This window comes from Lacinutrix iliipiscaria (assembly GCF_042686125.1).
In the GTDB taxonomy this organism is placed as follows: domain Bacteria; phylum Bacteroidota; class Bacteroidia; order Flavobacteriales; family Flavobacteriaceae; genus Oceanihabitans; species Oceanihabitans iliipiscarium.
Genome location: NZ_JBHUOV010000007.1, coordinates 118148 through 138649, shown reverse-complemented (window position 1 = coordinate 138649; position 20502 = coordinate 118148). Strand labels below are relative to the sequence as shown.

Genomic DNA, 20502 nt, shown 5'->3' with positions numbered 1-20502 from the left:
TCATCGATTTTTTTTGCATTTAATCTAAATTAAACATACTTTTCGACCCTAGAAACCAAATCTATACATAAGTTGAAAAAGGGTCAAATAATAATTGGGGCTACATTTAGACTATTTTGCATGTTCATTTTTATGAGTGTTTGCTGTTTGCAAACCTCGTATTCACAAACAATTTCTATAGACAATAGCAGTACGCCTCAGCAACTCATTGAGAACAATTTAGTTCAAGGGTGTGTTGAAGTATCTAACATCGAATCTAATATAAACGGAAGTGTTAACGGATTAATCAGTTATGGCTATTTTGAACGTAATACCTCTAGTTTCCCATTTGAAAATGGTATCATGCTTTCTACAGGCGATGCTATTTCGGCAGGAAACTCAACTAATGCAAACACCTTAAATGATGGAGATGCAACTTGGACAACAGATTCAGATTTAGAAAATGCCTTAGGTATTACCAACACTGTAAATGCAACCGCAATTGAATTTGATTTTGTTTCGGTTTCTAATCAAATACAGTTTAACTACATCTTAGCATCAGAAGAATATTATGCCACTTATCCTTGTGAATATTCTGATGGATTTGCATTTCTTCTAAAAGAAGTTGGCAGTCCGACTTATACAAATATTGCTGTAGTACCTGGAACAAGTATTCCTGTAAACACAAATACCATACATGATGAAATTGTTGGTTTCTGTGCTGCTGAAAATGAAGCTTATTTTGATGGTTATAATATTGGCGACACTAATTTTAACGGTCGTACAACTGTACTTTCTGCAACCGCAAGCATTCTTCCTAATGTACAATATCATATTAAGTTAGTTATTGCGGATCAAACAGACCAAAACTTCGATTCTGCTGTTTTTATTGAAGGTAACAGTTTTAATGCTACTGTAGATTTAGGCGAAGATATCACGACTTGTGCCGAAACTATTACATTAAATGCTGATATTGAAAACCCATTAGCAACTTATGAGTGGCTAAATAATGGAATTATTATATCTGGTGAAACCACAGCTGATTTAACAGTTTCTGCATCTGGAAATTATCAAGTCATAGTTACCATTCCTATTAATGATACCAATTGTGTTATTGTTGATGATATTGAAATCACACTTAATTCTGAACAATCTGCTACAGAAATTGCAGATTATGAAGTTTGTGATGATACTAGCAATGATGGTGTCGCTACATTTGATCTATCAACAATGAATGACGAAGTATTAGCTTCAGTGCCTGCTTCTAGCTACAATATTAGTTATCATTATACAGATGCACATGCTCAAAGCGGAAGCAATCCAATTCTTGCGCCAATTCAAAATACACTAAACCCACAAACTATTTATATTCGAATAGAAGACATTGATAATGGATGTTTAGCGTTTACAACATTTCAACTGGTTGTTAATCCACTACCTACAGCAGTAGAACCAACTCAACTAGATGTATGTGATGATGCTACTTCTGACGGATTCACAACTATAGATCTAACTATTAAAAATGATGAAATTACTGGTGGAAACACAAATTATATTGTCAACTATCACTACTCACTTATAGATGCAGAGAATGTAGAAAATGCTATTCCTTCTCCTTATACGAATACCAACACTACAGAGCAGCTTTTTGTTAGTGTTGTAGATGCAACAACAGGATGTGTAAGTACTACAACATTAATTATTAATGTGCTAGAAAACCCTGCAATTAATCAGGAAGTACAACAAATTAATGCTTGCGAACCTGATGACGATGGCTTAGCTACTTTTGATTTATCTACGATAATTGTTGATGTTTTACAAGGTTTAACTGACGTATCAACCTCATTTCATACTAGTTATGAAGATGCTCAAACTGGAGACAACCCTATTCTAGACATTGAGAATTTCAATAACACAGAACCAAACATGCAAATCGTTTATATAAGAGTGGTTGATGATGTAACAGGTTGTGTTTCAATTTCACCTGTAGAGTTGCATGCTAACATCTTACAATCTGGTACAACTATTAGAGATTTTTATAGATGTGATGATGAATCAAATGATGGAATTCGAGATTTTAACCTTGAAGCCATTGCTAATGTTATCGCGAATAATATTGATGAAGTTACTGTTACTTTTTATGAATCTGAAGAGGACAGAACGAATGAAGTTAATGCTATAGATCAATCTGTTGATTATATCGTAAACGACAGTCCACATACTCTATATCTAACGATAGAAAGTGAAGGCTGTATCTATTTTACAACCATACAATTAATTATTAACCCAGCAACAATTATTCAACCATTAGATCCTGTGGACTACTGTGATACAGATTCTGATGGGTTTACCTCTATTGAATTAGCTACTTTTGATGCTTATGTTAGCACTGGAATAGCAAGTACTACAGTTAGTTATTTTTTAACTGAAGACGATGCAGATGACAATGAAAATGCTTTACCTCCTTATTACACAAACAGTTCTAACCCAGAAACTTTGTATGTAAGAGTACGTAACTCAGACACTGGTTGTTATGATGTTTCAGCACTAGAAATAAATGTAATTCCTGCACCAACAGTTTCTCAACCTGATGATATTGTTATTTGTGACAATGATCAAGATGCTTTTTCTATTGTCAATTTAGAGGCTAAAATTGGTGAGATTGTGTCTAGTACTTCCGATTTAACTATTACTTTCCACACCTCTGAAGACGATGCCAACTCTAATAATAATGCTATTAGTAATACTTCAATGTATAATGCTAACACACAAACCATCTACACACGTGTAGAAAGTGAAATCACAAGTTGTTTTGCTTTGGTTATTTTCGAAATTATTGTCAATACAGAACCACTTTTTACAGACATTTCTAACTTTAGAAACTGTGAAAACGATGGTGATCAAATAGCTGACTTTATATTTAATGAAAAAGACTCGGAAATATTAAACGGACAAACGGGAAAGCGTGTTTTATATTTTGAATCCGAAAGTGATGCTATAAATAGATTGAATATTATTGATAAAAATGTAGTGTATCAAAACACTTCTAACCCTCAAACTATTTATGTGAGAATGGAAAATATTAGCGACAGAGATTGTTATGATACGTCATCATTTCAAATTGAAGTCGGTTCAATCCCAATTTTTGAAGCACCTTTAGATTGGATTGTTTGTGATGATATAGCTAATGATGGCTTTGAAACTTTCGACTTGTCAGAAAAAATAACAGAAATGTCTGCGTCTAGTCCAGAAGATTTAGTTATTACTTTTTACACTTCTTTTGATGACGCAGAAAATGAAACAAATAGCATTCCTTTAGAGTTCACAAATACAATTAATCCTCAACAAATTTATGCTAGAATTGAAAACGGAACGTATTGTCATGGCATTGCAGAATTTGGATTAAATGTCATTCAAGTTCCAAATGTAAGCCTAGCTTCAGAACAAAGAACTTGTGATACAGACACGGATGGTTTTACAACTTTTGATTTAACCATTGCAGAAATTGAAGTTTTAGATGTAAGAGCAGATGACATTGTAATTACTTATCATCCTTCATTTGATGATGTTGAACCACATACTAATACAATTACGAACCCTAGCAGCTATACAAACATTAGTAATCCACAAACGGTTTATATTAAAATTACCAGTACCATCTCTAATTGTTATGTTGCTGTCCCTATTGATTTAATTGTAGATATACCACCTACTATTAATCCAATTCCTAATTTTGAAACCTGCGAAAATGATGATAATCTTTTCAATCTTTCAGATACTATTGACAGCCTGATAGACGACCCAACAGATATCGCTATAACGTTTTATAGCTCGTTAGCTGATGCTCAAAATGCAGAGAATCCTTTAAATGAAAATTACACCTATATAACAAATAGCGACACCATTTTTGTAAGAGCCGAAAATACAATAACACAATGTTATTCTACATCTTCATTTGTTGTACAAGTCAATAGCAATCCTATTACCTATACTTTAACTGACCTTGAAACTTGTGATGATGACTATGATGGTTTTGCTTTATTTGATCTTTCTCAGCAAACTTCTATTGTTCTAGGAGATCAAGATCCAAACGATTTTACAGTGTCTTATTTTGAATTAGAAGATGAAGCCCTTTTAAATGAAAACCCTATTACAGATTTAGATTATTTCGCTTTTAATGAGCAGATCATTTATATTAGAATTGAAAACAATAATACTTTGTGTTTTAGCATTACAAGCTTTAATATTTTTGTTCATAGAAAACCAGTTGTTGACATTCCAGACCAAACCATTTGTTTAGAAAGTCTTCCTCTTATTGTTAGTGCAGATACCAATGTTAGTGGTGACACCTACTCATGGTCTACTAGTGCATCAACACCTGACATAGAAATTACAGAAATTGGTAGTTACTCAGTAACGGTGACTACTGCTTTTGGTTGTACAACCTCAACAACATTTAATGTAATAGAATCTGAGCAAGCGACTATAGAATTTACAGAACAAGTCGATTTTGCAGATCCTAATAATATTACAGTAACGATTAGTGGTATTGGTAATTATTTTTACATTCTAGATAATGGCACACCACAAGAATCTAACTTTTTTGACAATGTCTCTTTAGGTCCACATACCATTACTGTTTTAGATGCTAATGGCTGTGCTTCAGCAACAAAAGAAATTGTTATTATTGATACGCCTTTATTTATGACACCAAATGGCGATGGTTATTTTGACACATGGCACATTACAGGAGTAAATCAGCTTACTGGAACCATAGTCTATATTTTTGATCGATTCGGAAAGCTTTTAAAAACATTACCTCATACATCTCAAGGTTGGGATGGAACTTATAGAGGACAAAATATGCCTGCAGATGATTATTGGTTCATGGCTGAAGTTGTTCAAGACGATAAGAAGTTTCAAGTAAAAGGTAATTTTACTCTAAAAAGATAGAGACCAATTATACTTCTTTAACAACTATTCCTAATATAAAACCAAGTAGTTATTTATCTTTGTACTCTAATTGCAGTTGATGAAGAGCTACTTAGTACTTTTTATATTTCTTTACTCTAGCTTGTTGTTTTCACAAAATATACAAGTAGATAGTAATATATACACACCTCAACAACTTATTGAAGATATTTTAATTGATAGTGACTGTATTTCAAATGTTGTAGTTACTAATATTATTGGTGGCGATTTTGGAGGCTCTGATCAAAGTTATGGGTATTTTGACGCTACTGGCACAACGTTTCCTATTCAGAGTGGTTTAGTTTTAAGCACTGGAAGATTATCAAATGTTCCTGGTCCGAATACCAGTTTAAGTGATGATGACGCTGCTGGTTGGTCTGGTGATTCCGACTTAGAAACCGTTCTTGGAGAGAGCAATACGCATAATGCTACTATTTTAGAATTCAACTTTGAATCAATTAGTGAACAAATCAGTTTTAGATATTTATTTGCTTCAGAAGAATATCAAGAAGGAAATTCTAACACCTGTAATTATTCTGACCTATTTGGGTTTTTAATTCGTCCTGAAGGAACTTCAACCTACACCAACATTGCATTGGTTCCAGGAACTACAACTCCTGTTAAAGTCACAACTGTACATCCTGGTATTTCTGGTTCCTGTAATGCTATAAATGAAGAATATTTTGGCAGTTTTAATAATGCTTCTGCTCCAATAAATTTTAATGGACAAACAACTGTCTTAACTGCAAGTACTACAGTTATCCCTAATCAAACGTATCATGTAAAATTGGTAATTGCAGATGAGCAAAATTACAGATATGATTCTGCTGTATTTTTAGAAGCTGATAGTTTTTTACCAAATATTCACCTAGGAAATCATAGACTATTCGCCACTAACAATCCATTGTGTGAAAATGAAACTCTCGAATTAGATATAACTCAATCTGGAGCAATAGCTTATACTTGGTTTAAAAATGGAGTGCCAATTATTGGTGAGACCAATCCAACGTACACCATAGTCGATGCTGGAGTTTATAGTGCCGAAGTAGCATACTCTGCGAGTTGCATCGCTTCTGGAGAATTAATTGTAGAATATTCTCCGAATCCTATCGTAAATAATACCACATTAATTAGTTGCGATATTGACCAAGATGGTATGACACTTTATAATTTGTTTGATGCTGAACAAGAAATTATTACTAGTGGTATTGAGATCGTGACCGATTTTTATTATACCTCAATTGACGCTGAACAGGACATAGATGCTATTCCCAATGCAACTACTTTTGAAAATTCTAGTGTCATGCAAACTGTTTTCGCTCGTGTTGAAAATGAATATGGATGCTTTTCAGTTGCTGAAGTACTGCTGGATATTTCTAATAATGATGTAAGCATTCCTCCTTTTAGTACTTGTGATGATTTTCCTGTTGATGGTTATAGTTCGTTTGACTTAAACCAATTGAGAATTAATATTGAATCCATAGTTCCTCCTGGATTAACCATTAGATTTTATCCAACCGAAAGTGATTTACTCTCCGAAACAAATCAAATCGATGGGAATTACACCAACTCTATTCAAGGCTCAGAAACTATTTATGTGCTTATCACAGAGGGCTCTAACTGCTATGCGGTAAGCACAGTCATTTTAACTATTGATGAAACACCAATTCTTTTAGAAGACGAAACGATTAATTATTGTGTAAATACTTACCCACAAACGATAACACTTGAGTCTGATATTATTAATGGTCTTCCTGAAGATTTCACTTATGAATGGTTATTAGATGGTGTTCCTACACTCTATACAGACGCTTCTATAAATATTAACGAAACAGGAACTTACACTGTTATAGTCACTCATCCTAATGGCTGTAATGCAACTAGAAATATAACTGTAGAAGTTTCAGACTTAGCAATCATTACTGATGTTGCTGTCGAAGGTGTTGCTCCAAACAATACCATAACCATTACAGTCCCTGAAACTAGTGAATACGAATTTATGCTAGACCATGGCTTATATCAAAACAGTAATGTGTTTACAAATGTTTCTGCTGGTGAGCATATTGTATTTGTTAGAGATAAAGATGGTTGTGGTGTTGTTCAAGAAATTATTAATGTATTGGGCTTTCCTTCCTATTTTACACCTAATGGCGATCATTTTCATGATACATGGAAGCCTATAGGAGTAGATGCTCGTTTTAGGAACACAATGACCATACAAATATTTAATCGTTACGGAAAACTAATCAAGCAAGTCAACCCTCAAGGCCAAGGATGGAATGGCACTTTAAATGGTAAAAACTTATCTGCAGATGACTATTGGTATGTGGTAACTTTTTCTAACGGAAAAACCTATCGTGGACATTTTTCTTTAGTAAGGTAAATAGTAACACTCACTTAATGTGAGAATTGACAATAATTCTCTATTTTTGTTTGCTAATTATTTTTAATGAAATATTCTATTCTCCTATTTTCTTGTATATGTTCACTAGTATTTACTAATGTAGGACACGCAATAAATCATATTACTCATACAAATAAGCTTCATAATATTTGTCCAGCTCCAGTACTCACTTCTTTTTCACCTTTAAGTGGTCCTGAAAATACTTTAATCACTATTAACGGAAGTAATTTTAATGATTCAGCAACTGTTTTATTTGATGGTGTTGCAGCGACATTTACTATTATAAGTGATAATGAAATAACAGCATATGTTCCTTCTGGGCTAGCTGCTACTGCAAATATATCTATTACGAGTTCAGGTGGATGCACAGGAAATGCTTCTAGTGATTTCTCTTTAATTACATCAGAATGTGAAACAAGTGATGTCTATATTTCTGAACTTTATGATGCTTTTGCTGGGAGTTCTGGCATCATTGAACTTTATAATCCGTCAACCACAACCATTACTTTTAGTGGTTTATATGAATTACAACGCTTTAGAAATATTGGAGATGCAGCACCAAGTGCAACGCTTATTTTACCCAATTCAATCGGACCAATGCAAACTTATATAGTAAAAATTGGAGACCCTATTGCTTGCGGTTTAACTGAAGATGCTGTACTAGGAGTTGGAATTAATGATAATGATGAAATTAAACTCTTTAAAAGTGGTGTTTTAATAGATGTTGCTCAAGCACCTAACGAAAGAGGTTACACAGTTATAAGAAATCCAGATGCCGTATCACCTAATGACACTTTTGTTATTTCAGATTGGTTGATAGATAGTGATGAAAATTGTTCAAACTTAGGCATGCATACTGCAGATCCTATACCTCCTTCTCCAAATATAACACATCCTTCTTCACTAAGTATTTGCGAAAATGGTAATGCTATATTTACAGTATCTGTAGATAGTGGTGCGTATACATATCAATGGAAAGTTCTTAATGCCGCAGGTGTTTGGGTGAATGTTGTTAATGATGCCACATACTCTGGCGCAACAACAGATACACTAACAATAAGTAATGCTCCAGCTAGTTTTGATGCTAATCAGTATTACTGTGAAATGACTTCAGTTACTTGCGACCTTGTTAGTAACACTGTTCAGTTACTTGTTTCAGATCCGCCTGTTGACACCTTGTCGAATCAAACAGTATGTGCAAATTACACCTTGCCTGCTCTAGCTGATGGGAATTATTTCACTGGAACCAACGGAACAGGAACACCTTTAAATGCTGGTGATATTATTTCAACAACACAAACTATTTATATTTTTAATGAAATCGGAACACCTCCTGACACCTGTTCTAATGAAAGTAGTTTTACGGTAACAGTCAGCGGAACTCCGCCTGTTGACACCTTGTCGAATCAAACTGTATGTACAAATTACACCTTGCCTGCTCTATCTGATGGAAATTATTTCACTGGAACCAACGGAACTGGAATACCTTTAAATGCTGGTGATATTATTTCAACGACTCAAACTATTTATATTTTTAATGAAATCGGAACACCTCCTGATACCTGTTCTAACGAAAGTAGTTTTACGGTAACGGTCAGCGGAACTCCGCCTGTTGATACTTTATCGAATCAAACTGTATGTGCAAATTACACCTTGCCTGCTCTAACTGATGGGAATTATTTCACTGGAACCAACGGAACTGGAACACCTTTAAATGCTGGTGATATTATTTCAACGACACAAACTATTTATATTTTCAATGAAATCGGAACTCCGCCTGACACCTGTTCTAATGAAAGTAGTTTTACGGTAACAGTCAGCGGAACTCCGCCTGTTGACACCTTGTCGAATCAAACTGTATGTACAAATTACACCTTGCCTGCTCTATCTGATGGAAATTATTTCACTGGAACCAACGGAACTGGAATACCTTTAAATGCTGGTGATATTATTTCAACGACTCAAACTATTTATATTTTTAATGAAATCGGAACACCTCCTGATACCTGTTCTAACGAAAGTAGTTTTACGGTAACGGTCAGCGGAACTCCGCCTGTTGATACTTTATCGAATCAAACTGTATGTGCAAATTACACCTTGCCTGCTCTAACTGATGGAAATTATTTCACTGGAACCAACGGAACTGGAACGCCTTTAAATGCTGGTGATATTATTTCAACAACACAAACTATTTATATTTTCAATGAAATCGGAACTCCACCTGACACCTGTTCTAATGAAAGTAGTTTTACGGTAACGGTCAGCGGAACTCCGCCTGTTGATACTTTATCGAATCAAACTGTATGTGCAAATTACACTCTGCCTGCTCTAACTGATGGAAATTATTTCACTGGAACCAACGGAACAGGAACACCTTTAAATGCTGGTGATGTTATTTCAACAACACAAACTATTTATATTTTTAATGAAATCGGAACGCCTCCTGATACCTGTTCTAATGAAAGTAGTTTTACGGTAACAGTCAGCGGAACTCCGCCTGTTGACACCTTGTCGAATCAAACTGTATGTGCAAATTACACTCTGCCTGCTCTAACTGATGGAAATTATTTCACTGGAACCAACGGAACTGGAACACCTTTAAATGCTGGTGATATTATTTCAACGACTCAAACTATTTATATTTTCAATGAAATCGGAACACCTCCTGACACCTGTTCTAACGAAAGTAATTTTACGGTAACAGTCAGCGGAACTCCGCCTGTTGACACCTTGTCGAATCAAACTGTATGTGCAAATTACACCTTGCCTGCTCTAGCTGATGGGAATTATTTCACTGGAACCAACGGAACTGGAACACCTTTAAATGCTGGTGATATTATTTCAACAACACAAACTATTTATATTTTTAATGAAATTGGAACGCCTCCTGATACCTGTTCTAATGAAAGTAGTTTTACGGTAACGGTCAGCGGAACTCCGCCTGTTGACACCTTGTCGAATCAAACAGTATGTGCAAATTACACTCTGCCTGCTCTAACTGATGGGAATTATTTCACTGGAACCAACGGAACTGGAACGCCTTTAAATGCTGGTGATATTATTTCAACAACACAAACTATTTATATTTTTAATGAAATCGGAACGCCTCCTGATACCTGTTCTAATGAAAGTAGTTTTGATATTACAATTTATTCAGTAATAGATTTTACACTTACGGACTCAAACCTTGAAATTGTTAATCAAACATTAACTGTCGTTATGACTGACACTTCTATTGATTATGAATATGCATTAGATGATTCTACTTTTCAGACTAGTCCGATATTTTCAAATATTTCTAATGGAAGTCATACTTTATACGTTCAAGATAGCAATGGTTGTATTGTAAAATCTATAACATTTCAAATTGATGGTGTTGAAGAAATAAATATTCCATTATTTTTCACACCAAATGGAGATACGATTAAAGATCATTGGCAAATTACTGACAATCAAAATACCATTAAAGACATCTATATTTTTAACAGATATGGCAAACTTCTAAAACAAGTTTCGCCTGTAGAAAAAAGTTGGGATGGAACTTACAGAGGTAAAATGATGGACAGTAACGATTATTGGTATCTGATAACTCTACATTCTGGAAAACAACTTAGAGGTCATTTCACCTTAAAACGCTAGTGAACAACTTCAGAAAAAACACATTGATTTTTTGTGTAGTTTTGTTTTATGAAATTCAAAATAGAATCAGATTTTAAACCTACTGGTGATCAGCCTCAAGCTATTAAACAATTAGTTGATGGCATAAATTCTGATGAGAAATATCAAACATTATTAGGAGTAACAGGTTCTGGAAAAACATTTTCTGTAGCAAATGTCATTACTGAAGTACAAAGACCTACGCTTGTTTTAGCACATAACAAAACACTTGCAGCTCAATTATACTCAGAGTTTAAGCAGTTTTTTCCTGAGAATGCTGTTGAATATTTTGTGTCCTATTATGACTATTATCAACCTGAAGCATACATTCCTGTTTCTGGAGTTTATATCGAAAAAGATTTATCAATAAACGAAGAGATTGAAAAAATGCGCTTAAGCACAACCTCTTCTCTACTCTCTGGTCGTCGTGATGTAATTGTAGTTGCTTCTGTTTCGTGTTTATATGGTATTGGAAATCCGGTTGAATTTCAAAAAAACGTGATTACATTAAAGCGTGATCAAGTGATTTCAAGAACAAAACTTTTGCATCAATTGGTGCAAAGTTTGTACTCGCGTACAGAAGCAGATTTCCATCATGGTAACTTCAGAATAAAAGGAGATACAGTAGATATTTTTCCGAGTTATGCTGATGACGCCTTTAGAATTCACTTCTTTGGTGATGAGATTGAAGAGATTGAATCTTTTAATATTCAAACAAATCAAGTCATTGAAAAATATGATATTCTAACTATATATCCTGCAAATATGTTTGTCACTTCTCCTGAAGTTTTACAAGGTGCCATTAAAGACATTCAGGATGATTTGGTAAAGCAACATGACTACTTTAAAGAGATTGGCAAACATTTAGAAGCTAAACGCCTTAAAGAACGTACAGAATTTGATTTAGAAATGATTCGCGAATTAGGTTATTGTTCTGGTATTGAAAATTATTCGCGTTATCTGGATGGCAGACAACCTGGAACACGCCCATTTTGCTTATTAGATTATTTTCCCGAAGATTATTTAATGGTGGTTGATGAAAGTCATGTGACCATCTCTCAAGTGCATGCAATGTATGGAGGTGATAGAAGTCGGAAAGAAAATTTAGTAGAATATGGGTTTAGACTTCCAGCAGCAATGGATAACAGACCATTAAAGTTTGAAGAATTTGAAGCACTTCAGAATCAAGTTATATATGTAAGTGCGACACCTGCAGATTATGAATTGCAAAAAACAGATGGGATTTATGTAGAGCAGGTTATTCGTCCAACAGGTTTATTAGATCCAATTATTGAAGTACGTCCGAGTTTAAACCAAATTGATGATTTAATTGAAGAAATTCAGCAACGCGTTGAAAAAGACGAACGAACTTTAGTGACTACGTTAACCAAACGAATGGCTGAAGAACTTACAAAATACCTAAGCAGAATTCAAATACGTGTACGCTATATACATAGTGATGTGGATACTTTAGAGCGTGTAGAAATCATGCAAGATTTACGTAAAGGTATATTTGATGTACTTGTTGGTGTTAACTTACTTCGTGAAGGTTTAGACTTACCTGAAGTCTCATTAGTTGCCATTTTAGATGCAGACAAAGAAGGGTTCTTGCGTTCAGCACGTTCTTTAACGCAAACGGTTGGTAGAGCAGCACGTCACTTAAATGGTAAAGCCATTATGTATGCCGATAAAATAACTAAAAGCATGCAAAAAACCATTGATGAAACGAATTATAGAAGAGCGAAACAGATTGCCTATAATACTGAAAATAATATAACACCAACGGCTTTAAATAAAAGTTTAGATAATGCTTTAACTAAAAATTCTGTTAGCACTTATAGCTACGAGCTAGAAGCTTTACGAGCAGCAGAACCCGAAAGTGAGTATTTAACTAAAAGCGAATTAGAAAAGAAAATTCGTGAAAAAAGAAAGCTTATGGAAGAAGCTGCTAAAGCACTAGATTTTATTGTTGCTGCGAAACTACGAGATGATGTAAAAAGCTATCAAGACAAACTAGAAGCTCTTAAAAGTTAGGAGTTGGAAAATTGCTAATTCAATTCAGCGATACCTTTACAACTTTACTAGTTATACTGAACTTTAAAAATATCGATTAATACATCTGGTGGAACTATTTTATTAGGAAAACTATCCATTAAATATAAAACCTTATTAATAGATTCATGGTTTAATCCCATTCTCAAACCAAAATTGTGTAGTTTAACAATTTCTTGTTGAGTTATTTCTCCATCAATATTCATTAACAGTACCAATCTGTGAAATTGTACAATACGCTCACTATGAGACTTAAGGTGCTTATAATCTATCGGGTGATCTATAAGATAGTCAAAATCTTCACGAGTAATACCAAGCTGTTTGGCAACACCTAATAAAAAGTTATACTCTATATTTTTTAAACTACTGTCACTAATTGCAAAAGCAATCATTTCGGACAAAAGACTGAGTTTCTCGACTCTATTTATCATTATTATTGAGGAGTTAATTAATTAGGTTAAAGTTAGAAATAATCACTCTTTTATAATCGTTGATATATTGTATCTTGTCGAAAAATAAAGCGTCATTCATCGTTTATTTAATTATTTCACAGAATTACAGCTATATAAATCGCTCACTTTCCTATATTTCATAGTGCTTTAGGCGATTTTTCATGTAAAAACCAATAAAATTCTGAAGTGACGCAAAAAGTAGAATTAATTTAAAAATATATAATGACTAATAACGATATATTTAAAAAGCTAAGAGTCGCTCATAAACTTCGTGATGATGATATTGTAAAAATTCTTGCTTTAGTTGATTTTAGAATTAGCAAAAGTGAACTCAATGCTTTTTTTAGACGTGAAGATCATCCGAATTATGTAGAGTGTGGTGATCAGATTTTACGAAATTTTTTAAATGGATTGATTATTCATTTACGTGGACCAATGCCTAAAAAAGGAGAAAAAAAGGCAAACACTAATCCGTCAAAACATAAGGCACAAAAAAAGAGCAACAAATAATGTTGCTCTTTTATATATTTAGTTCATTAGTTTTAAGATAAAACTTGTTGTACTTTATCTGCAGCTTCTTGAAATTCAGTTGCACTCATAACATCTAAACCAGAATTATCAATTAAGTCTTTAGCGATATCTGCGTTGGTTCCTTGTAATCGCACAATAATTGGCACATTTATAGTTCCCATATTTTTATACGCATCAATAACACCTTGTGCTACTCGATCGCAACGAACAATTCCACCAAAAATATTAATAAGTATAGCTTTAACTGCTGGATCTTTTAATATGATTTTAAATGCAGCTTCAACACGTGCAGCATCAGCTGTACCACCAACATCTAAAAAGTTAGCTGGCTCACCTCCTGCTTGTTTAATTAAATCCATAGTCGCCATTGCTAGTCCAGCACCATTCACCATACAACCAACATTTCCGTCAAGGTCAACATAGTTAAGGCCTAGTTTACCTGCTTCAACTTCAATAGGATTTTCTTCACGTAAATCGCGCAATTCTGCTAAATCTTTATGTCTGAATAAAGCGTTATCATCTAGACTTACTTTAGCATCAACAGCCATTATTTTAGAATCACTAGTTTTTAAAACTGGGTTGATTTCAAATAATGAAGAATCCGATTTCACATAAGCTGTATATAATGAAGATACGAATTTAGTCATTTCTTTAAAGGCTAAACCAGACAAGCCTAAGTTAAACGCAACACGTCTAGCTTGAAAAGGCATTAACCCAATAGCTGGATCAATTTCTTCATGAAAAATTAAATGTGGGGTTTCTTCAGCAACTGTTTCTATGTCCATTCCACCTTCAGTAGAATACATAATCATGTTTTTACCAGTTCCTCTATTAAGAAGCACAGACATATAATATTCTTCAGGTTCACTATCGCCAGGATAATATACATCTTCAGCCACTAAAACTTGATGTACACGTTTACCTTCAGCAGATGTTTGAGGTGTCACTAAATCCATTCCAATTATTTGTCCTGCAATCTCTTCTACTTGTTCTAAATTCTTAGCCAGCTTTACGCCACCACCTTTACCTCGTCCACCAGCATGAACTTGTGCCTTAATTACATGCCAACCAGTTCCAGTATCTTCGGTTAATTGTTTTGCTGCAGCTACTGCTTCTTGAGCATTTTGTGCAACAATTCCTCTTTGGATACGTACGCCAAAACTGCTTAGTAATTCTTTTCCTTGATATTCGTGTAAATTCATCTTGTATAAAGTAAAATTTTAGTGTCACAAAAGTAATCAACCTAAAACTTTTAACCAAAGTGCTTTGCTTTTTTTATCTTTATAAAAACGATTTGTTATGAACAAACTACAATGGCACACTTTTGAAAAGAAGATTTATATACACTCATCTTTAGAAAAACTATATAAACTCTGGGCTTCTGAAGAAGGAATTACCTCCTGGTTTTTAGAAAAAGCAGAATTTAAAAATAAAAACGGAAAGGTTAAAGCAGCTAAAGAGATGGTTAATCCTGGAGATCGTTACACTTGGTATTGGCATAACTGGGATGGTAAAGCTGAAGGTGAAATTACCAAAGCAAATGGTAAAGATTTTATTGAATTCTCTTTTGAAGGCTCTATGGTTGCTGTAAAATTTGAAGAACGAAACAACGTAGTTGTAGTGACATTAACTCAATTTGAAATTCCTGAAGATGATGAAAGTAAACTTAAAATTCATTTTGGTTGTAGCAATGGATGGACTTTTTGGCTTACTAATTTAAAAGCTTATGTAGAACATGGTATTTTATTAAATGAAACGGAAATCAACTTAAAAGAAAATGAACTCTCTGGCTATGTCTTTGTAAATATGTGATTTTTAGGCAAAAACAAATGAAAGCAAAAACCAATCGAATTCAATCCATTGACATATTACGAGGTTTAGTGATGATAATCATGGCCTTAGATCATGTTAGAGATTATACTAATTATGGCTATTTATTTCTTGATCCTACAGCTATAGAAACGACAACGCCTTTATTATTTTTTACCAGATGGATTACACATTTTTGTGCTCCAGTTTTTGTTTTTCTAGCTGGAACCTCAGCTTTTTTATATGGTTCTAAGAAAACATCAAAAAAGGATTTAGCAAAATTCTTATTTACTCGTGGGCTTTGGCTTATTTTTATTGAATTGATTGTTGTTAATTTTGCTTGGACTTTCGATTTCAATTTAGGTTTACATATTTTTCAGGTGATTTGGGCTATTGGTGTGTGTATGATTCTATTAGCGGCACTTATTTATCTTCACAAAAAACTATTATTATTTATTGGATTAATTATCGTATTCGGACATAACGCATTAGATAGCATAACCATGCAAGGCAACGATGTTTTATCTGTATTATGGTATTTTATACATCAAGAAAATTTTCTTGTCTTTAATAATGGTGAAAGTTTATTTTTTATTGCTTACCCAATTTTACCCTGGTTAGGAATCATGATTTTAGGGTATTGTTTTGGTCATTTTTACCAAAAAGATTTTAATGCAATCGAACGCAAAAAATGGCTTCTCCTTTTAGGGTTTAGTTCAATCGCATTATTTATAATCTTAAGATATATAAATGTTTATGGTGATTTAACACCTTGGAGTACTCAAAAAAATACAACCTTTACCTTCTTATCATTTCTGAATGTTACGAAATACCCACCTTCTCTAGTTTTTACTTTAATGACTCTAGGTCCTGCGATATTATTCCTTTATTGTATTGAAACTATAGAAAATACGCTTACTAAGATTTTAGTAACTATTGGACGTGTTCCTTTTTTTTATTACATTTTACATTTATTTCTTATTCATATTTTTGGTCTGATAGGCTTAGTACTTTTAGGCGAAAGTTGGAAAGAATTGATTTTAACACCTTCAAGATTTTTAAGTGGATATCTAGCAGATAAAGGCTTTGATTTGTGGGTAACTTATGCTGTCTGGCTTTTAGTAATTATTGTACTCTACCCATTTTGTAAAATGTATATGAAATACAAACTCAATAATAAAGATAAATGGTGGTTGAGTTATTTATAAAGAAACAATTAATCTAAATATAATCTAATTATTATGAAACATTTCATTCTAATCCTTTGCCTGTTTAGCCTACTATTTAAAATACATGCCCAAGACGAAAAAAGTCCCTCACCAATACTCTTTATTTATGATGCTAGTGGCTCCATGTGGGGGAAAATTGGTGATAAAACTAAAAAAGAGATTGCTTCTGAAGTGCTTTTTTCAACAGTCAATGAACTACCCAATCAACAACATGTTGGTTTAATTGCCTATGGACATAGACAAAAAGGCGATTGTAAAGATGTTGAATTTTTAGTTGATATTAACAACCAATCAAAGGCAAATATAAACACAGCTATTAAAGATATTAATCCTTTAGGAAAAACGCCTTTAGCTTATTCTGCAGCACAAGCAATTGCGAAGCTCAAGCAGTCTAAAACGAAAGCCACAATAATATTAATAACCGACGGTATAGAATCCTGTGATGGTAATATTTGTGATGTGGTAGCAAACGCAAAATCTGAAGGCATCGATTTTAAATTACACATTGTTGGGTTTGGTTTAAAGGAAGGCGAAACAGAGCAACTCAAATGTGCTGCTCAAGCTGGAGAAGGCAACTATTATGATGCTTCCGACGCTTCAGGATTAGCTGAAGGGCTTTCTGAAGCGACGTCACAAACCATTGACACAAATCAAGGAAACGTATCCATATACACTACAAAAAATGGCGAACCCGTTGATGCTTGGATTAAAGCAAAAAAAGCAGGTACAAATGACGTTATTGATGGTAGCAGAACTTATAGAGATTCCGCATGGATTTACCTTCCTCCAGGAAAATATGACATCGATATTGTGCCTCTTGAAAATTCTAAAATAAAAGGGACATCTATTACTTTAGATATTAAAAAAGATGAGATTAAGCATGAAACCATTTCCTTCGATGGTGGAAAAATAAACATTATTACCTTAAACAATAATGAAGGTTGGGATTGTACAAGCACTGTTAAATCTCAAGATGGCAAAGCTGTAGGCCATAGCAGAACCTATGGCAGACCACAGGTTGTGGAAGTCAATCCTGGTACTTACGATATAGAAATTGTTGCTTTACGCATGAATGGATTAGAGACTAAATATACTATTGAAGACGTTCTTGTAGAATCTGGAAAAACCATTGATGCCACCCATAATTTTAAAACGGGAATTGCTAAATTAGGGGTTCAAGAAAATGGCAAGTTGGTTGATGTTGTTGTTAACATTTATTCTCTAGATAAAACGATCTTTATAGCTGGAGGTCGAAGCTATACGACTTCTAGTTCTAATCCGAGAGAGTTTATTTTAAACCCCGGAAAATACGCCGTTAAATTAAGAGGCAGAAAACAAGGTACAGACACCATAAAATGGTTTGAAATAACAGTAGTTGAGAAAGAGGCATTTACTAAAATGTTTGAATGGTAATAGCATTAACTTTAAAATTAATCACATGAAAAACATATTTAAACCTTATAGTTTACTCTTACATTTTTTAAGTCTAATTCTCTTCTTTTTTATCGGCATTTTATATGCTGGATTAGTTGATGCTGGGAAGGGACAAATGTTAGCTGGAGGTGCAATCGTTCTCGGTTATGGCGTTATGGGAGCAGGAATTGGTTTTTGTATCTCGATTTTTACGAGTTATAACTTAAATCGAAAAACAATCATAAAACTCAATATTATCTCAAGTTTGCTCATTATTGGATTGTGGGGTTATTTCTACATCAAACATCAAAAAAGACAACAAGATAAGCTAGAGGAACAGCAATTCGAGAATGAGCAACTTCAATCACCTAAACCAACGCAACCTGTTCAAGAAGCAGAACCTATTGAAAATGACAATTCAGATGCATCAGAAAATAGTATTGAAAAACAAATGGCAATGCTGACAAAAAAGGATTATCGATTTCAAGAAAAAGCATTGGGTTTAGGCATGTATGCTCCAAATTTGGACAAACAATCTACCATGTATTTTTATAGTGCTCCAAATTTTGAAAAGTCTATTCAAGAACATACTCCAACAGACAGTATCACTTTTAAGAAATCACAATATGGTGATATTGTAATTCAGACTGCGCCACCATGGTTAGTTCCTAAACATTTAAAATTAGATTATGGCATCCTCTTATTTAAAGCGCAATCAATCACTCAAGATTTTATTGAAGTCACAGTAAACGAAACCAATCAACAAACTGCTTTTGTAAGTAAATATTCTGGACACCTTCAATATTGGCCAGAGTTTTTATTGCATGTGCACAGTGTTGAATTTCCTAATCCTGAACATGAAACCATTTACGTAAAACCTTTAGACCATGCTGGAACTGTTACGACGACTTATAGCTTTATGAAGCCTTTACGAATAAAAAAAGATTGGATGTTTGTTGAGCTACAAGATGACAGTTTCAATTCTGTAGGCAAGGGTTGGATTAAATGGCAAGATACTAATGGCTTATTGGTGCGTTACTCACTTTTAAGTTAAATATCTGTATAAAAGGTTAGTCCATTCTTGTACAAATCGTAAAATGCAAACTCTCGTGTTTGCCATGCTGTTTCCTTAAGTGATGTGTTTTTATGAAAGACTTCTTGTGCCTTATATTCTTCAAATAAATCATCTATATTCTGAGTCACAATACGAAGCATTGCGGCATTGAAACCACTTTCCCATTCTGAAACATCATGCCTTTGTAAGTGAATTTCAACATCATCACGTCGAATTCCTGCGTAAGTTGGATTCTTAGAATCATCTGCAAAAGCGATTGAAAACCCTAATTTATTAACGTAGTACTTTAAAGCTTCGACGACATCTTGAACGGGAAGTATAGGATGTATTTGATGTAAATGTCCTTTGTTCATCATTTTTTTACTGTACCATTAAAATGGCTAATATTTGGATTAATAGGATTTCCAGTCGTACGCCTAAATGAGGCTATTTGTCCAGAGTGCCAAATGGCGTCGGCAATTGGACCATTAATGTTATTCCAAAACGGGATTTCTCGTTCTCCAAAAATAATTTTAAACTGAGAAAGATCTTCACTTACTCTTAAAATATCTGCTGCTCTCTTTAAGTTAATGAGAGTTTGTTTACGTTTAGCTTCTATAGTCAAATGGTCTTCTTCACCTCTACTGTTTGGCTTTTTAAGCGTTGCATTAACAATGATTTTTGACAAATCGTAAATATGGTCTATAGTCTCTCCTGTCGTTCTAACAGAATCATTAGGCTTGAAAGCCAAATCTTTTTCGGTTAAGCCTTCGGAAGCCCAATAAAACCGAAACCCTAAACCATCAATTTGTCGAGCTGCGACTGTGCCAGCAGTATAACTTTCAGAATAGTCTGGAATTTCATAATAAGGAATTTTGTCGCCTTCATTTTGTGAAAATAGTATTGAAGACATAAACATTGTAAAGATGAACAGAGTGACTTTCATTAATA

13 protein-coding genes are annotated in these 20502 nt (G+C 33.9%); 9 read left to right on the top strand and 4 right to left on the bottom strand.

Annotation, left to right across the window (positions count from 1 at the left end):
- Positions 1-120: 120 nt before the first annotated feature.
- The 4 genes from ACFS5M_RS11120 to uvrB all read left to right on the top strand — a co-directional run bounded on the left by ACFS5M_RS11120 (position 121) and on the right by uvrB (position 13045).
- Positions 121-4932, top strand: a complete 4812-nt coding sequence (locus ACFS5M_RS11120) for a T9SS type B sorting domain-containing protein (protein ID WP_379898859.1) — start codon at positions 121-123, stop codon at positions 4930-4932.
- 79 nt (positions 4933-5011) lie between these two features.
- On the top strand, positions 5012-7333 hold the full coding sequence (locus tag ACFS5M_RS11115) for a T9SS type B sorting domain-containing protein (protein ID WP_183488559.1): 2322 nt from the start codon (positions 5012-5014) through the stop codon (positions 7331-7333).
- A 66-nt stretch (positions 7334-7399) separates the two neighbouring features.
- Positions 7400-10993 carry a T9SS type B sorting domain-containing protein gene (locus tag ACFS5M_RS11110; RefSeq protein WP_183488561.1) on the top strand — a complete coding sequence of 1198 codons (3594 nt, stop codon included), beginning with the start codon at positions 7400-7402 and terminating at the stop codon, positions 10991-10993.
- A 48-nt stretch (positions 10994-11041) separates the two neighbouring features.
- Positions 11042-13045: an excinuclease ABC subunit UvrB gene (gene uvrB, locus ACFS5M_RS11105; RefSeq protein WP_183488563.1), complete on the top strand. Its 2004-nt coding sequence runs from the start codon at positions 11042-11044 to the stop codon at positions 13043-13045.
- Positions 13046-13092: 47 nt separating this feature from the next.
- On the opposite strand, the gene ACFS5M_RS11100 is transcribed toward uvrB, so the two are convergent.
- Positions 13093-13494, bottom strand: a complete 402-nt coding sequence (locus tag ACFS5M_RS11100; RefSeq protein WP_183488565.1) for a TerB family tellurite resistance protein — start codon at positions 13492-13494, stop codon at positions 13093-13095.
- Positions 13495-13737: 243 nt separating this feature from the next.
- Here ACFS5M_RS11100 and ACFS5M_RS11095 point away from each other — a divergent pair, with 243 nt between their 5' ends.
- A complete protein-coding gene (locus ACFS5M_RS11095; protein ID WP_183488566.1) occupies positions 13738-14025 on the top strand; it encodes a DUF1456 family protein in 288 nt (95 codons plus the stop codon).
- Positions 14026-14057: 32 nt separating this feature from the next.
- Here the strand turns inward: ACFS5M_RS11095 and sucC are convergent, their stop codons facing one another.
- On the bottom strand, positions 14058-15248 hold the full coding sequence (sucC, locus tag ACFS5M_RS11090; protein ID WP_183488568.1) for an ADP-forming succinate--CoA ligase subunit beta: 1191 nt from the start codon (positions 15246-15248) through the stop codon (positions 14058-14060).
- A gap of 97 nt (positions 15249-15345) precedes the next feature.
- On the opposite strand from sucC, the gene ACFS5M_RS11085 reads away from it, so the two are divergent.
- From ACFS5M_RS11085 to ACFS5M_RS11070, 4 genes are read left to right on the top strand one after another with little or no spacing between them, the layout of a single operon-like run.
- Positions 15346-15858: an SRPBCC family protein gene (locus tag ACFS5M_RS11085; protein WP_183488570.1), complete on the top strand. Its 513-nt coding sequence runs from the start codon at positions 15346-15348 to the stop codon at positions 15856-15858.
- Positions 15859-15875: 17 nt separating this feature from the next.
- Positions 15876-17063, top strand: coding sequence for a DUF1624 domain-containing protein (locus ACFS5M_RS11080; protein ID WP_183488572.1), 1188 nt, complete (start codon positions 15876-15878; stop codon positions 17061-17063).
- A 33-nt stretch (positions 17064-17096) separates the two neighbouring features.
- On the top strand, positions 17097-18497 hold the full coding sequence (locus tag ACFS5M_RS11075) for a vWA domain-containing protein (RefSeq protein WP_183488574.1): 1401 nt from the start codon (positions 17097-17099) through the stop codon (positions 18495-18497).
- Positions 18498-18522: 25 nt separating this feature from the next.
- Positions 18523-19551, top strand: coding sequence for a hypothetical protein (locus ACFS5M_RS11070; protein WP_183488576.1), 1029 nt, complete (start codon positions 18523-18525; stop codon positions 19549-19551).
- Here the strand turns inward: ACFS5M_RS11070 and ACFS5M_RS11065 are convergent.
- On the bottom strand, positions 19548-19928 hold the full coding sequence (locus tag ACFS5M_RS11065; protein WP_379898854.1) for a glyoxalase superfamily protein: 381 nt from the start codon (positions 19926-19928) through the stop codon (positions 19548-19550). The two genes, ACFS5M_RS11070 and ACFS5M_RS11065, sit on opposite strands and share 4 nt — an antisense overlap.
- Positions 19925-20497 (bottom strand): hypothetical protein, encoded by a 573-nt coding sequence (locus ACFS5M_RS11060; protein ID WP_183488578.1) that lies wholly within the window; start codon positions 20495-20497, stop codon positions 19925-19927. Before ACFS5M_RS11060 ends, ACFS5M_RS11065 begins: the two co-directional genes overlap by 4 nt.
- Between the last annotated feature and the right edge of the window lie 5 nt (positions 20498-20502).

What these genes read in the sequence shown, in the direction of transcription:
- ACFS5M_RS11120 (WP_379898859.1), top strand. Translation starts at nt 121, where the DNA reads ATGTTCATTTTTATGAGTGTTTGCTGTTTGCAAACCTCGTATTCACAA.
- ACFS5M_RS11115 (WP_183488559.1), top strand. Translation starts at nt 5,012, where the DNA reads ATGAAGAGCTACTTAGTACTTTTTATATTTCTTTACTCTAGCTTGTTG.
- ACFS5M_RS11110 (WP_183488561.1), top strand. Translation starts at nt 7,400, where the DNA reads ATGAAATATTCTATTCTCCTATTTTCTTGTATATGTTCACTAGTATTT.
- uvrB (WP_183488563.1), top strand. Translation starts at nt 11,042, where the DNA reads ATGAAATTCAAAATAGAATCAGATTTTAAACCTACTGGTGATCAGCCT.
- ACFS5M_RS11100 (WP_183488565.1), bottom strand. Translation starts at nt 13,494, where the DNA reads ATGATAAATAGAGTCGAGAAACTCAGTCTTTTGTCCGAAATGATTGCT.
- ACFS5M_RS11095 (WP_183488566.1), top strand. Translation starts at nt 13,738, where the DNA reads ATGACTAATAACGATATATTTAAAAAGCTAAGAGTCGCTCATAAACTT.
- sucC (WP_183488568.1), bottom strand. Translation starts at nt 15,248, where the DNA reads ATGAATTTACACGAATATCAAGGAAAAGAATTACTAAGCAGTTTTGGC.
- ACFS5M_RS11085 (WP_183488570.1), top strand. Translation starts at nt 15,346, where the DNA reads ATGAACAAACTACAATGGCACACTTTTGAAAAGAAGATTTATATACAC.
- ACFS5M_RS11080 (WP_183488572.1), top strand. Translation starts at nt 15,876, where the DNA reads ATGAAAGCAAAAACCAATCGAATTCAATCCATTGACATATTACGAGGT.
- ACFS5M_RS11075 (WP_183488574.1), top strand. Translation starts at nt 17,097, where the DNA reads ATGAAACATTTCATTCTAATCCTTTGCCTGTTTAGCCTACTATTTAAA.
- ACFS5M_RS11070 (WP_183488576.1), top strand. Translation starts at nt 18,523, where the DNA reads ATGAAAAACATATTTAAACCTTATAGTTTACTCTTACATTTTTTAAGT.
- ACFS5M_RS11065 (WP_379898854.1), bottom strand. Translation starts at nt 19,928, where the DNA reads ATGATGAACAAAGGACATTTACATCAAATACATCCTATACTTCCCGTT.
- ACFS5M_RS11060 (WP_183488578.1), bottom strand. Translation starts at nt 20,497, where the DNA reads ATGAAAGTCACTCTGTTCATCTTTACAATGTTTATGTCTTCAATACTA.